Source organism: Streptomyces coelicoflavus, from assembly GCF_003112555.1.
In the GTDB taxonomy this organism is placed as follows: Bacteria; Actinomycetota; Actinomycetes; order Streptomycetales; family Streptomycetaceae; genus Streptomyces; species Streptomyces coelicoflavus.
In genome coordinates this window covers 1-13,939 of sequence record NZ_BEWB01000007.1, presented here as the reverse complement: position 1 = coordinate 13,939, position 13,939 = coordinate 1, and the positions used below count along the sequence as shown (strand labels likewise).

The 13,939-nt window shown below is 71.5% G+C and carries 13 protein-coding genes and 2 pseudogenes; 11 read left to right on the top strand and 4 right to left on the bottom strand.

Annotated elements, in window-relative coordinates:
* The first annotated feature begins 83 nt into the window (after positions 1–83).
* The 4 genes from Sco07f_RS17615 (at position 84) to Sco07f_RS17600 (ending at position 4,465) form a co-directional block, all read left to right on the top strand.
* Positions 84–1,175 (top strand): glycoside hydrolase family 172 protein, encoded by a 1,092-nt coding sequence (locus Sco07f_RS17615; protein WP_108988377.1) that lies wholly within the window; start codon positions 84–86, stop codon positions 1,173–1,175.
* A 74-nt stretch (positions 1,176–1,249) separates the two neighbouring features.
* Entirely contained in the window at positions 1,250–2,629 is a 1,380-nt protein-coding gene (locus tag Sco07f_RS17610) for an ABC transporter substrate-binding protein (protein WP_108988376.1), read from the top strand.
* Positions 2,626–3,588, top strand: a complete 963-nt coding sequence (locus Sco07f_RS17605; protein WP_007389317.1) for a carbohydrate ABC transporter permease — start codon at positions 2,626–2,628, stop codon at positions 3,586–3,588. The genes Sco07f_RS17610 and Sco07f_RS17605 overlap by 4 nt, the downstream gene beginning before the upstream one ends.
* Positions 3,578–4,465 (top strand): carbohydrate ABC transporter permease, encoded by an 888-nt coding sequence (locus Sco07f_RS17600; protein ID WP_054101260.1) that lies wholly within the window; start codon positions 3,578–3,580, stop codon positions 4,463–4,465. Before Sco07f_RS17605 ends, Sco07f_RS17600 begins: the two co-directional genes overlap by 11 nt.
* Positions 4,466–4,538: 73 nt before the next feature.
* Here Sco07f_RS17600 and Sco07f_RS17595 read toward each other — a convergent pair whose 3' ends face one another.
* Positions 4,539–5,582, bottom strand: coding sequence for a LacI family DNA-binding transcriptional regulator (locus Sco07f_RS17595; protein ID WP_007389304.1), 1,044 nt, complete (start codon positions 5,580–5,582; stop codon positions 4,539–4,541).
* 255 nt (positions 5,583–5,837) lie between these two features.
* Here Sco07f_RS17595 and Sco07f_RS17590 point away from each other — a divergent pair, with 255 nt between their 5' ends.
* Together Sco07f_RS17590 and Sco07f_RS17585 are read left to right on the top strand one after the other, a co-directional pair.
* Entirely contained in the window at positions 5,838–6,263 is a 426-nt protein-coding gene (locus Sco07f_RS17590) for a hypothetical protein (RefSeq protein WP_007389301.1), read from the top strand.
* Positions 6,264–6,597: 334 nt separating this feature from the next.
* Positions 6,598–7,266, top strand: coding sequence for a fascin domain-containing protein (locus tag Sco07f_RS17585; RefSeq protein WP_007389300.1), 669 nt, complete (start codon positions 6,598–6,600; stop codon positions 7,264–7,266).
* Here the strand turns inward: Sco07f_RS17585 and Sco07f_RS17580 are convergent.
* Positions 7,248–8,303: a sugar kinase gene (locus Sco07f_RS17580; protein WP_108988375.1), complete on the bottom strand. Its 1,056-nt coding sequence runs from the start codon at positions 8,301–8,303 to the stop codon at positions 7,248–7,250. The two genes, Sco07f_RS17585 and Sco07f_RS17580, sit on opposite strands and share 19 nt — an antisense overlap.
* Entirely contained in the window at positions 8,300–8,932 is a 633-nt protein-coding gene (locus tag Sco07f_RS17575; RefSeq protein WP_108988374.1) for a bifunctional 4-hydroxy-2-oxoglutarate aldolase/2-dehydro-3-deoxy-phosphogluconate aldolase, read from the bottom strand. Before Sco07f_RS17575 ends, Sco07f_RS17580 begins: the two co-directional genes overlap by 4 nt.
* A gap of 239 nt (positions 8,933–9,171) precedes the next feature.
* Between Sco07f_RS17575 and Sco07f_RS17570 the strand changes: the two genes are divergently transcribed.
* The 4 genes from Sco07f_RS17570 to Sco07f_RS17555 all read left to right on the top strand — a co-directional run bounded on the left by Sco07f_RS17570 (position 9,172) and on the right by Sco07f_RS17555 (position 12,636).
* Positions 9,172–9,570: a hypothetical protein gene (locus Sco07f_RS17570; RefSeq protein ID WP_007387333.1), complete on the top strand. Its 399-nt coding sequence runs from the start codon at positions 9,172–9,174 to the stop codon at positions 9,568–9,570.
* Positions 9,571–9,842: 272 nt separating this feature from the next.
* Positions 9,843–10,676, top strand: a complete 834-nt coding sequence (gene modA, locus Sco07f_RS17565; RefSeq protein WP_108988373.1) for a molybdate ABC transporter substrate-binding protein — start codon at positions 9,843–9,845, stop codon at positions 10,674–10,676.
* Positions 10,673–11,539 (top strand): ABC transporter permease, encoded by an 867-nt coding sequence (locus tag Sco07f_RS17560; protein WP_108988372.1) that lies wholly within the window; start codon positions 10,673–10,675, stop codon positions 11,537–11,539. Before modA ends, Sco07f_RS17560 begins: the two co-directional genes overlap by 4 nt.
* Positions 11,536–12,636 carry an ABC transporter ATP-binding protein gene (locus Sco07f_RS17555; protein WP_108988371.1) on the top strand — a complete coding sequence of 367 codons (1,101 nt, stop codon included), beginning with the start codon at positions 11,536–11,538 and terminating at the stop codon, positions 12,634–12,636. Before Sco07f_RS17560 ends, Sco07f_RS17555 begins: the two co-directional genes overlap by 4 nt.
* A gap of 212 nt (positions 12,637–12,848) precedes the next feature.
* Here the strand turns inward: Sco07f_RS17555 and Sco07f_RS17550 are convergent.
* Positions 12,849–13,019 (bottom strand): annotated as a pseudogene (locus tag Sco07f_RS17550) (pirin family protein); the annotation flags it as partial.
* Between the two features lie 183 nt (positions 13,020–13,202).
* Between Sco07f_RS17550 and Sco07f_RS17545 the strand changes: the two are divergent.
* Positions 13,203–13,939, top strand: a pseudogene (locus tag Sco07f_RS17545) (tyrosine-type recombinase/integrase); the annotation flags it as partial.

Sequence of the window (13,939 nt, the reverse complement as noted above, 5' to 3'; positions counted from 1 at the left end):
ACGGCGTACCGTCCTCCCCGCGCCCACGACGCCCCCTCGGGCCCACGGCGCGCTCCGCAACTCCACCTTGAGGGCAAGACACGATGACGACCTTTGGACTCGACGGCATCTCCCGCAGGACGCGCGCCGTGAGCCGCTCCATCAGCGCCGAGAACTTCACCGGCGCCAGGGCCGGCGGCGGCCGGGCCACGGAGGGCACCGGAGCCGTGGCGGCGAGCCGTCTCGGACCGGGCTGGAAGATCTCCCCCAGCATCGACATCGCCGCCGGCGAGACGGCGGTGCTCGCGGACATCGAGGGCCCCGGCACCATCCGTCACCTGTGGTGCACCACCGATCCGCACGGCGCCTGGCGCGGCACCCTGCTGCGGATGTACTGGGAGGGGGAGGAGACCCCGGCCGTGGAGGTCCCGCTCGGCGACTTCTTCTGCAACGGCTGGAACGTCTTCAGCCAGGTCTCCTCCGTGCCCGTCGCGGCCAACCCCAACGGCGGCTTCAACGCGTACTGGCCGATGCCCTTCCGCCGCAAGGCGCGCATCACCCTGGAGAACCTGACCGCCGAGAAGGTCACGCTGTACTACCAGGTGGACTACGAACTGGACGAGGTCGAGGAGGACGCCTCCTACTTCCACGCCCAGTGGCGCCGCAGCCACCCCGTGCCGTTCGGCGAGGTGCACACCCTGCTCGACGGCGTCACCGGCGCCGGCAGCTACGTGGGCACGTACCTGGCGTGGGGCGTCAACAGCCCCGGCTGGTGGGGCGAGGGCGAGCTGAAGTTCTATCTCGACGGCGACGACGAGTACCCGACGATCTGCGGCACCGGCACCGAGGACTACTTCGGCGGCGCCTGGAACTTCGACGTCCCCGGGCAGGGCTACACCGCGTACACCACCCCGTATCTCGGTCTGAACCAGATCCTGCGCCCGGACGGGCTGTACCGCAGCCAGCAGCGGTTCGGGATGTACCGCTGGCACGTCCTGGACCCCGTCCGTTTCGCGGAGGACCTGAGCGTCACCGTGCAGAGCCTCGGCATCGGTCCGGGCCAGGGCAACGGGCTGCCGCACCGCTACCGGCACACCAGCGACGACATCGCGAGCACCTCGCTGTTCTACCTGGACGCACCCGCCTGCGCGTCCCGTCCGGCCGCTCCGGACCTGCTCACGCTCGAGGTCGACTGACCCCGCACGTCCTCTCCCCACGCCCCCACAGCGTCCCACCTCCGACTCCATCCCACCCCGACAGGAGCGCACGCATGCTCCAGCACGGCAATGAAGCCGGGCACCCGGCTCCGTCCCCGGCCGGCACCTCACGCCGCCGCTTCCTCACCGCCATGGCGGGCACCGGCGCGGCGGTCGCGGCCCCGGCCCTGCTCACCGGTTGCGGCACGGCCCGGGCGAAGGGCGGCAACCTCCAGTTCTGGAACTTCTACGGACCCCAGCGCTCGCCCGACCCGGCGATCAACGCGCAGTCCAAGTGGTTCACCGACATGGTCGGGAAGTGGAACGCCACCCACAAGCAGCAGATCGACCTCGTCTACCTGCCGCAGCCCACCTACCTCAACGGCTTCAAGCTGCCGTCCGCCTTCGCCACCGGCGAGGGCCCGGACATCTTCATGCTCTCCCCCGGCGACTTCCTGCGGTACTACAACGGGGGCGTCCTGGAGGACCTCACCCCGCACATGGAGAAGGCGGCCGTCGAGGACTTCGGCTCCGCCCTGGACAGCCGCAAGGTCGACGGCAAGGTCTACGCCCTCCCCATGGAGGTCGAGCCGCTGGCGATGTTCTACTCCCAGGGCCTGTGGGAGAAGGCCGGCCTGTCCGAGGCCGACATCCCCACCACCTGGGACCAGATGCTCGACATCGGCGACAAGCTGGGCTCCCGCACCACGGCCGGGCTCGTCTTCGAGACCAACCCGGGCTACTACCAGAACTTCACCTGGTACCCGTGGATGTGGCAGGGCGGCGGCGACGTCCTGGACGAGCGCGGCGGCGTCGCCTTCGACTCCAAGGGCACCCGTCAGGCCCTCACGCTGTGGCAGGACGCCGTGCGCCACGGCATCGCCCCGCGCACCGTGCCCGCCGCGGGCGACGTGATCGGCGGCTTCAAGGGCGGCAACGTCGGCATGTGGCAGCAGGGCATCTGGAACGTCGCCAGCTTCAAGGCGTTCGCGCCCGACTACCCGTACGGCGTCTTCAAGCTCCCCACTCCCCCGGGCGGCGACTACGTCACCGCGCTGGGCGGCTGGTCCTTCTGCGCCAACGCGCAGGGCCGCAATCCCGAGGTCGCGGCCGAGTTCTGCGTCTGGGCCCTCGGGTCCATGAAGGACGACTCCATCGACCGGATGGTCGACTGGTGCGTCCGGGCCAAGACCGACGTGGCGCCCCGCGCCAGCGCCCTGGAGCGCGGCGCCGCCAAGGGCGGCTACGACGCCGAGGTGATGCGCCGCTTCAAGGACGAGATCTTCCCCGGGGGCCGTGCCGAACCGCGCTATCCCCCGGTGGTCTACAAGGCGATCTCCGACGCCATCCAGGGCACCATGCTCGCCGGCCGCGGCGTGGAGAGCGAGATCGAGCGGGCCACCCGGTCCATCGACGCGTACACCAAGAGCTACAAGGGGGCGAGCCTGATATGAGCAGCGTCGCCGCGAAGGAGCGCCGGGCCGCCGCGGCCCCGGCGCAGGCACCGGCCTCGACCAGAGGCCCCGGGCTCAGCCGCAGGCACCGCGAGTGGCTGGCCGCCGCGCTCTTCCTGGCCCCCGACGTCCTGGGGCTGCTGGTCTTCGTCGCCGTCCCGATGGTGTTGTCCGTCGCGCTGAGCTTCTTCCAGGTCAGCGGCTTCGGCAGCTACGAGTGGATCGGGCTCGGCAACTACGAGCGCATGATGAACGACCCGCTCTTCTGGGACTCCATGAAGATCACCGGCCTGTACGTGGTGATCCTCGTGCCCGTGCTGTTCTGCGTGAGCCTCGGCCTCGGCCTGCTGGTCAAGCAGAAGCTGCCCGGCATGGGCGTCTACCGCACGGCGCTCTTCCTGCCGTACGTCATCAGCCTCGTGGTGGTCGGCGTGCTGTGGAAGTTCCTGCTGGACGAGCAGACCGGCGCGGTCAACCGGGCCATGCGGGCGGCCGGCCTGGACGGCGAGTCCTGGCTCGGCAGCCCCTCGCTCGCCCTCGGCTGCGTCATCGCGGTCATGGTGTGGGTGATGATGGGCTACTACATGATCATCTTCCTGTCGGGTCTCCAGGAGATCCCCCAGGAGTACTACGAGGCCGCGAAGCTCGACGGCGCCGGTCCGTGGCGGCAGTTCCGCTCCATCACCTGGCCGCTGCTGCGCCCGACCAGCTTCTTCGTCCTGATGATGTCCACGGTCGCGGCCATCACCGGCGGCCTCGACCTGATCTTCGTCCTGACCAACGGCGGGCCCGCCAACGGCACGTCGCTGGCGATCTTCTACATCTACCAGCAGGCCTTCGGGTTCGGTGAGTACGGCTACGCGTCGGCCATGGGCTCGTTCCTGGTGCTGATCATGGTCGCCGTCTCCGCGGTGATCTTCAAGTTCACGAGAGGCGGGAGGTTCGACGATGGCCAGTGACACCCTGACGACCGGGACCGGCGGCCCCGGCGGCCCCGGACGGTCCGGCACCGAGGCGGGCCGGCGCCGGCCGCTGACCCCGCGCGCCGGGCTGACCGCGCTGGCCGTCGTCCTGTCCGTGATCAGCGTCCTGCCCGTCCTGTGGATGCTCACGTCGTCCTTCAAGACACGCGAGACCGTCACCGACGGCAAGCTGATCCCGACGGACTTCACCTTCGACAACTTCGTGTACGTCTTCACGGAGGTGCCCTTCGCGCGCTACCTGTGGAACAGCTTCTTCATCTCCGCGGTGATCACGATCGCGGCCCTGTTCTTCCACTCGATGGCCGCCTACGCCCTGGCCCGGCTGCGCTTCCCGGGCCGCGAGAAGCTCTTCGGCGCGATCTTCGCGACCCTGCTGGTCACCGCGCCCGTTGTGCTGATCCCGCTGTTCATGGTCGCCCGCGAGCTGGGCCTGCTGGACAGCTACGCCGGCCTCATCATCCCGGCGATCTTCAACGCCTTCGGCATCTTCCTGCTGCGCCAGTTCTACCTGGGGCTGCCCAAGGAGCTGGAGGAGGCGGCCGTCATCGACGGGTGCGGCCACTGGCGGGTCTACTGGAACATCGTGCTGCCGATGTCCCGGCCGATCCTCTCCGCGCTGGCGATCTTCTTCTTCCTCGCCAACTGGAACGCCTTCGTCTGGCCGCTGGTCGCCACCAGCGACCAGGACCTGACGGTGGTCCAGCTGGGCATCGCCTCGTTCCAGACGCAGTACACGTCGAACTGGAACTACATCCTGGCGGCGGCGACGGTGGCCGCGCTGCCCATGCTGATCCTCTTCTTCGTCTTCCAGCGGCAGATCGTCGAGTCGATCAAGACGTCGGGCATCAAGTAGCGGGACACACTCCATCGGTGCCGGGCGGCGCCGCACCGGCCGAGGGGACCGGTGCGGCGCCGCTCCCGTGTCCTCACCGGCCGGCCGGGCCGCCGGTGCTCTCCCGGACCTGGAGCGTCGTGCGCAGCACCACGGTCTGCAGGGGCGCGGCGCCGCCCTCGATCCGCTGCAACAGCAGGTCGGCCGCCGTACGCCCCAGCTCGTACGAGGGCAGCTCCACGGCCGACAGGGACGGCCGCACCAGCGAGGCCCACGGGACGTCGCCGAAGGAGAGGACACCGGTGCCGGGCGGGGTGAGCCCGGCCTCGCGCAGGGCGTCGAGCACGCCGATGGTCATGAGGTTGTTGGCGACGAACACGGCGTCCGGCGGCTCGGGCAGCGACAGGAGGTCGCGCATCGCGGCCCGGCCCCCTTCGACCCGGAAGTCGGCGTGGCGGACGTAGGTGTCGTCCGTGCCCCGGCCCGGACCCGCCGCCCGCAGCGCCTCCCGGTGGCCGGCCAGGCGCTCCTCGGAGGTCGAGGCGCCCTGGGGTCCGGTGATGCAGGCGATCCTGCGGTACCCGGCCCGCAGCAGGTGCCGGGTGGCGGCCTCGCCGCCGTGGCGGTCGTCGAGGCGGACCGCGTCCACCTCCGCGTCCCGGGGGCGGCGGTCGACGGCGACGACGGGGACGCCCCGGGCGATCAGGGGGCCGAGGTCCGTCTCGTCCTGGGAGGCCGCCGCCACGATCACGCCGGCCATCTGCTCGCCGAGCGCGACCTCCAGGTAGCGGCGCTCCTTCTCGGTGTCCTCGTCGGAGTTGCACAGCACCACCGAGAGACTGGTGCGCTGCGCGGCGTCCTCGACGCCCCGTGCGAGCGAGGTGAAGAACGGGTTCTCGATGTCCGGGATGAGCAGCGCGATCACGCTGGACCGCTGTTTGCGCAGCGACCGGGCGAGGCGGTTGGGCGCGAAGCCGAGCGCCGCCGCCGCCTGTTGCACGGACTGGGCCCGTGCCGGGGTGACATTGCCGCCGTTGAAGACCCGTGAGACGGTCGCCGGGGATACTCCGGCGGCTCGCGCCACGTCCTGGATGGTCACCACCTGCGTCCGCGCCCTCTCACTGTGCGTAAGGTCCACCTGCTCACCCTACCTGCGTCTGAAAAGGATTTCACCCTTTGCCGGAGCGGGCGAGCGGCAGACGGGGCGCCCGCGCCCTGCCGGAGCCCTGCCGGAACCCGGCGGGTGCGACGGCCTGTGCGACGCCCGTGCGACGCCTGTGCGACGGGACAGCATCGTGCCCCGAACGGAGCAGACCCTGTACGCCCGCACTGCGCGGGGTGGGCGCGCGCCGTAGCCTGAGCCCGTTCCCAGAAAACACCGCAAGGAGTTCCCATGCGTCTGCCCGTCGAACTCAGGCATGTCGCCCCGCGACTGGCCACCGGGGCCTTCATTCTCAATTCCGGCCTGAGCAAGCGCGGAGCCGATGAGCAGACCGCCGCCATGATGCACGGAATGGCGAAGAACACATATCCGTTCCTCGGCAGAATGCAGCCGACGGCTTTCCTCCGACTGCTTTCCGCGGGTGAGATCACGCTGGGCGCCGCACTCCTTCTGCCGGTCGTTCCGACGGCTGTGGCGGGCATCGGCCTGACCGCGTTCTCGGCCGCGCTGGTGGGTCTGTACCTGCGCACGCCGGGCATGCGCGAGGAAGGCAGCCTGCGCCCGACCCAGGAGGGTACGGCCCTGGCGAAGGACACCTGGATGCTCGGCATCGGGGTCGGGTTCGTCGTCGACGGAGCCACGCGCAGGGCGTGCTGAGCCCGTCCGACCGGTGCGGCGGCCCGCCGCGGTAACGGCGCGTTGCCGGGAAATTAACGGCGGACCACGGAATCCGTAATGCCGAGCAATTCCGGTTCGGAAGCGCTCGATCGCGGGCGGAACGGTATCCGTCCGCACTTCAACATCACTATGCTGAAGTCGCTTCGCCGATTCGGCGCGGCGGCTGCCGAGGCACCCGGGGAGGGGTGCCGACCGCGGCCTTGTGGGGGGTGCGGAGAAATTCGGGGGTGACGCCGTCATGTCCGGTTGCCATTCCCGCGGGATTCTCGTCCCGCCGCCCCGGTATCCGTGTGACGAAAGCCGAGGATTTCCCGTGCGACGTACGACCTCCGTCCTGCTGTCCCTGAGCGCCCTGCTGGCAGCCTCCGCGCTGACCGTTCCCACCGCCGTCGCGGCGCCCGAAGCCGACCGGCCGGCGGCCGTCCCGGCCGGCTGGGAGGCGGTGGACGCCACCGCTCTGGCGCGGATCACCGGGGAGAAGGACGCCCGTCGGGCCCCGCTCGCCGCCGGGGACGCCACCGCGGCCGCCGAGCCCGAGCTGCTGGCCGTGCAGTCGGTCAGCAACAACCGTTTCGTGGCCACCGAGAAGAACTACGCCGAGCCGAACACCGGTGTCCAGCGTGCCCGTTCGACCGAGTTCGGCGGCTCCTGGGAGAGCTACGCCTTCGAGTGGGACGAGACCACCGAGACGTACGCGCTGCGGTCCCTGGCGAACAACCGCTACGTGGCGGTGGAGAAGAACTACACCGGCAGCGCCCAGAACGTTCTGCGCGCCCGCTCCACGAGCGCGGGCGGCTGGGAGCGGTTCGTCCTCTACTACAACGAGACGCTTGACCGCTGGGCGCTCCAGTCCACCCTGAACGGCCTCTTCGTGACCACGGAGAACAGCTACACGGGCTCGCTCCAGTACGCGCTGCGCGCCCGCTCCGCCGAGGTCTCGGGCTCGTGGGAGCAGTTCGTGCTCTACGACATCGGCGCCTGACGCCAGTCCTGCTCGGCGAGGGCCAGCAGGGCACCGACGGTGCCCTCGTCGGGCAGGGGTCCGTGGTCCCCCACGACCTTCAGCGCGGAGGCCGCGGTGATGTGACCCAGGCGCAGGGCCCGGGTGAGGTCCGTGCCGCGCCACAGTCCCGCGAGGAAGCCTGCGGCGAACGCGTCGCCCGCGCCGACCGGCTCCACGACCTCCGTGGCCAGGGCGGGCACGGTGCACACCTCCTGCTCGGTGAACGCGGTGGCTCCCCGCCCGCCGTCCTTGACGACGAGGACCCGCGGGCGGCCCAGCAGCCCGCGGACGTCCGCCTCGGTCAGGCCGGCGCCCCACAGGTCCTGGGCCTCGTCCAGGCCGACGAAGACGATGTCGGCACGGTCGGCGAGGTCCCGGAGCACCTCGGGGGCCGTGTCCGGGGGCCACAGCGAGGGGCGGTGGTTGACGTCGAAGCTGACGGCGTGGGCGCGCCGTCGCGGCGGGGTGTCCAGGGCCCGTTCGACCAGGGCCCGGCAGGACGGGGACAGGGCCGGGGTGACCCCGGTCAGGTGGAGGAGGGCGGCCCCGTCGAACCGTTCGTCGTCCAGGACGTCGGGACCGAGGGCCGACGCCGCGGAGCCCCGGCGGTAGTAGTGCACGCGGGTGCCGGCGGCGCCGGGGTCCTTCAGGAGCAGGCCGGTCGGCCGTGCCGGGTCGGTGCGCACACCGGAGACGTCCACGCCCGCCCGTCCGACGGCCGCCCGGACCCGCCGGCCGAGCGCGTCGTCGCCGACGGCCGAGAGCCAGGAGACGGGCAGGCCAAGGTCCGCGAGGTACATGGCCACGTTCGACTCGGCCCCCGCCACCGACACGAGCAGTGACTCCGTGCCGTCCAGCGAGTGCGGCGGCGCCGGGGCCATGGCCGCCATGGTCTCCCCGAGGCACACGACGGGTCCGCGCGGCGGCCGCCAGGGGCTCGTGGCCGGATCGGCGGCGGTCTCGCGGCCGCTCACCGTGGCGTCGTGGCCCTCGGACACGGGCCGCACGCCGGTCACGGCCGGACCTCCCCCACGGCGGCGCGGAAGGCGCGGGCGCGGGCGCGGAGGGCGTCGAGGCTGCCTCCGTCCGCGGCGTCGCCGATCAGCGGGGAACCGACGCCGACCGCGGTCGCGCCGGCCGCCAGGTGGGCGCGGGCAGCGGCCTCGTCGACACCGCCGACGGGCACGAGGATCTCGTGCGGGAAGGGCCCGCGCAGGGCCTTGACGTAGGCGGGCCCACCGGCCTGGGCCGCCGGGAAGATCTTCAGCGCGGTGGCGCCGAGGGTGCGTGCGGTGATCACGTCGGTGGGGGTCATGACGCCGGCCAGGACGGGCATGCCCTGCTCGCGGGCCGCCACGACGCCCTCCCCCAGGCCCGGTGTGACGGCGAAGTCGGCGCCGGCGCGGTGGGCGGCCACGGCGTCGTCGGCGGTGAGGACCGTGCCGGCGCCCAGGGGCCGGCCGGGTCCGAGGGCGGCTCTGGCCCGTTCGATGACCAGCAGGGCGTCCTTGCCGGTCAGCGACACCTCGATGAGTTCCACGCCCTCCTCGGCCAGGGTCAGTACGGTGCGCAGCGCGGCGTCGGCGTCGTCCCCGCGCACGATGGCGACGAGGCGGTGGGCGGCGAGGGTGGCTCGCAGATCCACGGGCGAGGCTCCTTCTCCGGGGGATCGGGGGTTACGGGTCGGTCGGCGCCCAGCGGCACTCGGCGGCCAGGGTAGAACGCCACCGCGCCCGGTCCGGAGGCCGGGGCCGGTGGGGCACCGACGCGGAGGGTGGCGGCGGCCCTGTCGTCCTGGACGGCATCGCAACCAGGTTGGGCGTTTTGCCCCATTCCTGATGGTGACCCGGTTGGAGGACATCCACGTGCGACGAGGTGAGAGACATGCTGGTGCTGGGCCTCCTGCTCATGGCGGGCGCTGCCGCCTTCGCAGGCCTGCTGATCGCGTACAACCTGTCCGGCGGTCCGGACTACACCGTGACCCTGCTGGGGAGCGACCCCTTCACGATCAGTACCCTCGGGGCGTTTCTCGGCGGTATCGCCCTGACCCTGATCTTCGGCCTGGGCATGTGGATGCTCTTGGCCGGGACGGTGCTGGCGCGCCACCGCGGCAAGAAGCGCCGCAGGGACCGCGAGACCGCCAGGCAGGCCACCGCCGAGCGTGACGTGCTGGCCGGCCGCCTGGAGGAAGGGGGCAGCACCTCCGCGGGGAACGAGCCGGCCGGTCACCGCCGCCCGGCCGGACACCGGCCGCAGTGGCTGCGGCCGCACGGTCACCACTGATCCGACGCAAGAGGACCGACCGGTCCGGCTCACCCGCCGGGCCGGTCGGCCGTGCGTTGCGGACCGGTCGGACGTCCGCTTCGGGCCCCGCGAGCCCCCGACCGACACCCTGACCGACACTCCTGACCGACACTCCTGACCGTACAAACGCACATGCGATGCAATGGGATCCAAGATCCGGCTCATGCGAAGCGACAGGAGACTTTCGCCTCGCATCTGCGGCACTATGCTCTGCGTACGTCCGTTGAGGACCTCGAGGGAGTGGACCCGTGATGACCCGTTGCGCGCGATGGACCGGCCGGACCCGCCGGATGCTGCGGCTGACCGGCGCGGGTGCCGCCGCGCTGCTGGCCCTGAGCGCCTGCTCCTCCTCGGACGGGGACTCCGGCGGTGGGTCCGGCGCCTCGTCGGCAGGCGGTCCGGACAAGCCGTCCGGGACCGTGAACGTGTTCGCCGCGGCCTCGCTGACCGAGAGCTTCACCAAGCTGGGCAAGGACTTCGAGGAGCGGCACCCCGGCACCGAGGTCGTCTTCAACTTCGGCGGCAGCGATTCGCTCGCCGCGGGTATCACCAGCGGGGCACCGGCCGACGTGTTCGCCTCCGCCAGCCCCAGGACCATGAAGGTCGTCACGGACGCCGATGCCGCCGCCGGCACGCCGGCCACCTTCGTCCGCAACCGGCTGGAGATCGCGACCCCGCCCGGCAACCCGGACAAGATCGCCTCGTTGAAGGACCTCACCGGGGACGATCTGAAGGTGGTGCTGTGCGACAGGACGGTGCCGTGCGGCGCGGCGGCCCAGAAGGCGCTGACCGCCGCGGACCTGAAGCTCACTCCGGTCTCCTACGAGGAGGACGTGAAGTCGGCGCTCAACAAGGTGGTTCTCAAGGAGGCCGACGCCGCGGTCGTCTACAGGACGGATGTGCAGGCGGCCGGTGACAAGGTGGAGGGTGTGGAGTTCCCCGAGTCGGCCGATGCCGTCAACGACTACCCGATCACCCTGCTCAAGGACGCCCCCAACGCCGACGCCGGCAGGGCGTTCATCGAGCTGGTGCGGTCCGCCGAGGGCCGGCAGGTCCTGACCGAGGCCGGGTTCACCGCGCCGTGACCGCTCCGCTCAAGTCCGGTGCCGCCACCGGCCCCCGCACGGGCGGGCCGTGGCGCCGCCGCGTCCGGTCGAGGACCCGGCTGCGCGGCGGGGCTCCCCTGCCCCTGCTCGTACCCGCGTTGATCGGCCTGGTCTTCCTGGTCCTCCCCCTCCTCGCGCTGCTGGTCCGGGCCCCCTGGTCGAGCATGCCGGAGCTGCTGACCAGCGACGAGGTGTGGCAGGCGCTGCGGCTGTCGCTGATCTGCGCCACGGCGGCGACCGCGGTGAGCATGGTGATCGGCGTCCCGCTGGCCTGGCTGCTGGCCCGGGTGGAGTTCCCGGGACGCGGTCTCGTCCGGGCCCTGGTGACGCTGCCGCTGGTGCTGCCGCCGGTGGTGGGCGGTGTCGCCCTGCTCATGGCGCTGGGCCGCAACGGAGTGGTCGGGCAGTGGCTGGACTCGTGGTTCGGGATCACGCTGCCGTTCACCACCACCGGGGTGATCCTCGCGGAGGCGTTCGTGGCGATGCCGTTCCTCGTCATCAGCGTCGAGGGCACCCTGCGCGCCGCCGACCCCCGCTACGAGGAGGCGGCCACCACCCTCGGCGCCTCCCGCTTCACCGCGTTCCGCCGGGTCACGCTGCCCCTGATCGCGCCCGGCATCGCCGCCGGCGCCGTCCTGGCCTGGGCCAGGGCGCTCGGCGAGTTCGGGGCGACGATCACCTTCGCGGGCAACTTCCCCGGCCGCACCCAGACCATGCCGCTGGCCGTCTACCTCGCCCTCCAGAGCGACCCACAGGCGGCCGTCGCCCTCAGCCTGGTCCTGCTGGCCGTGTCCATCGCCGTACTCGCCGGCCTGCGCGACCGCTGGATGACCACCTCATGACCGACACCGGGAAGAACACCGGGCAGACGAACCAGGCCGCCGGGGACGCGGAGCCCGGCGGGGGCCTCGACGCGCGGCTCGTCGTCGAGCGGGGCGGCTTCCGCCTCGACGTGGCGCTGACCGCCGCACCCGGCGACGTCGTCGCGCTGCTCGGCCCCAACGGCGCCGGCAAGACCACCGCCCTGCGCGCCCTGGCCGGCCTCGTGCCCCTCACGGACGGTCACCTGCGGCTCGACGGCGTGGAGCTGGACCGTACACCGCCGGAGTCCCGGCCGGTCGGGGTCGTCTTCCAGGACTACCTACTCTTCCCCCACCTGACCGCGCTCGACAACGTCGCCTTCGGACCACGCTGCCGGGGCACGGCCAAGGCGCAGGCGCGGGCACAGGCCGCCGCGTGGCTGGAACGCCTGGGTCTCGCCGAGCACGCGGCCACCAAACCGCGCCGGCTCTCCGGCGGCCAGGCCCAGCGCGTCGCCCTCGCCCGCGCCCTGGCCACCCATCCCCGGCTGCTGCTCCTCGACGAGCCGCTGGCCGCTCTCGACGCCCGCACCCGCCTCGAGGTCCGCGCTCAACTCCGTCACCACCTGGCCGACTTCGAGGCCGTCGCCGTACTCGTCACGCACGACCCCCTGGACGCCATGGTCCTCGCCGACCACCTCGTCGTCGTGGAGGACGGACACGTCGTCCAGGAGGGCGCCCCCTCCCACATCGCCCGCCGCCCGCGGACCGACTACATCGCCCACCTGGTCGGCCTCAACCTCTACCGAGGCCGCGCCGAGGGCCACGCGGTACGGCTCGACGACGGGCCCGCCATCACGACCACCGAGGAACTGACCGGGCCGGTCTTCGTCGCCTTCCCGCCCAGCGCCGTCACCCTGCACCGGGACCGCCCCACCGGCTCCAGCGCCCGCAACGTCTGGCACTGCGAGGTCGCGGGCCTCGAGACCCACGGCGACCAGATCCGCGCGGACCTCACCGGCGAACTCCCCCTCGTCGCCGACCTGACCACGCTCGCCGCCGCGGAACTCGGCCTGCACCCCGGCGCCACCGTCTGGGCCACGGTCAAGGCCACGCAGACCCACGCCTACCGCGACTGAGCGGGCGGGCAGAACGAGTAGGACGTCGTCCCCGTTTGGCTTTGCATGTGACGTGACGGGTGCAAGCGTTGCCCTTCTCGCCAGACGCGGCCTCCGGCCAAGCCTGAGGTCAGCCAGTTGTTCAGGAGCTTGCCGAGAGGGGAGTCAAAAGCAATGCGGACAGCTGACCACCCGTCCCCCAGCGGCCGGCAGAACCGGCGCATCACCGCAGGTCAACGCGTCCTCCCTCGCGGTTTCAACGGCACCGCCGGCAGCGCCGGGGCGGGCAGTGGAGCCCCGTCGTAGCCCTTCACCTCGCCGAACCGTGTCCCTTCCATCCAGTCCCGGCGGGCCTGCACGATCTCCTCCTGGGAGCGTCCGATCCAGTTCCAGAACATAGCTAATCCTGCACACCTTTGCGCAGGTCAGCGGCGTTCCGGATCGCCGACGGTGAGCAAACTGTCGTCATCGGTCCTGGAGGGTCAGCAACCGTGAGTGCCACTGGCTTGGTTCGTGGGATGGGTTCGTTTTTCAAGGAGTGTGAGCATCCGCGGTCGCGGTGGTCGAAGTGTCCGCACGCGTACAAGGTGCGGTATCGGTCGGCGGCCGGGAAGCAGGTGAAGGAGTCCGGGTTTGCGACCCAGGACAAGGCGATCGCGCGTTTGACGGAGGTCTACAACGCGAGGAAGTCTGCGCCGCGGGGGCAGGCGAAGGCGGACCGGGTCGCGAAGTACGGGGCGATGCGGTTCAAGGAGTACGCCGTCGAGTGGAAGGCCGGCCAGCGGGATCTCGGCCCGGCGTCGGTGGTGCACCTGGAGTCGCTGTTGAACATTCATTTGCTGCCGCTGCTGGGCAGCCGGCGGGTGAACACCTTCGACCACAAGGTCGTCGAGGGCTTCCTCCAGGCCCTGGAACGCAACGGCGTCGGCCTGGCCGCGCAGGCCAATTGCTTCGACAAGCTGAAGGCGATCCTGCTGGACGCGAACCGGCTGGGCCTGTTCGACGACAACCCGGTCGCCGGGATCAAGCCGCCGCAGTACGACCCCAAGCGGGTGGTGATCCCCTCACCCGAACAGCTGGGGCAGATACGCACCGCCGGCGACGACAGCTTCCTGCTGGTCGCCGACCTGATGAGCGGCTGCGGCATGCGCAACGGCGAAGCATTCGCGGTCAACGTCAACAACATCGTCGCCGACGACGTCTACCGCATCACCGAGCAGGTCAACCGGACCACCTGCCAGTACGAGCGGCTCAAGCACCGCAAGCCGGGAGAATACCGCGACGTGCCCCTGCCCGCACGGGTGCGCCAGACCATCGAGTGGTA